Source organism: Roseisolibacter sp. H3M3-2 (genome assembly GCF_029211165.1).
Lineage (GTDB): Bacteria > Gemmatimonadota > Gemmatimonadetes > Gemmatimonadales > Gemmatimonadaceae > Roseisolibacter.
Genome location: NZ_JARGEK010000754.1, coordinates 1 through 736, shown reverse-complemented (window position 1 = coordinate 736; position 736 = coordinate 1). Strand labels below are relative to the sequence as shown.

1 protein-coding gene is annotated in these 736 nt (G+C 79.6%); it reads right to left on the bottom strand.

All coding sequences use genetic code 11. The features are described from left to right. Positions 1-736, bottom strand: a 736-nt coding sequence (locus PYV61_RS26205) for a cache domain-containing protein (protein ID WP_275836832.1), incomplete at both ends; no start/stop codon positions are given.

Genomic DNA, 736 nt, shown 5'->3' with positions numbered 1-736 from the left:
GGAGCAGGGCGCCGCGCACCGCGGCGAGCCCCGACGGCACGCCGGCCGCGGCGCGCAGCACCATGTAGCCGCCCACCACCTCGCCGCCGGCCGTCACCAGCGCCGCCTGCTGCCGCCGCCACCGCCCCGCGTGCGCCGCCGTGTCGGCCACCAGCGTGTCGGCCAGCGCGCGCGGGAGCGTCGCCGCCGCCACGCGCCGCCGCCCCGCCGGGTCCACGGTGTAGAAGACGACGTCGGTCCCCGTCGCCGCGCGCACGTCGCGCGCGAGGCGCGCGTCCACCACGCGCGTCGCGGTCAGCGTCCCGACCGGCGCCGCCCCGGGCACCACGACGGGCAGGCACACCGTCTGGAAGAGCAGCGTGTCGCGCGACGCGCCGAACCCCGACGTCTCGCGCCCCTCGAGCGCGCCGGCCACCAGCGGGATCGCCCCCATCGCCGCGCCGAACGCGCCCGGCTCGTCGCTCTTGGCGAGGAGCACGCCGCGCTCGTCGGTGATGAACACCCACGCCGCCTCCAGCTGCCCGGCCGCCTCGAACGCCTGGTCGAGCAGGTCGTCGCGGCGCTGCCCGGCCACCAGCGCGCGGAAGTACGGCCCCTGCACGAACACGCGCGCCCCGCCGGCCAGCGCGCGCCCGCGCCCGGCGAGCAGCTGCGCGGTCAGGTCGGCGGCCTGCTCGAGCCCGCGCGTGGCGTCGGCCGCGGCGGCGCGGCAAGTCGGATCGTAGCCATGTCGTTC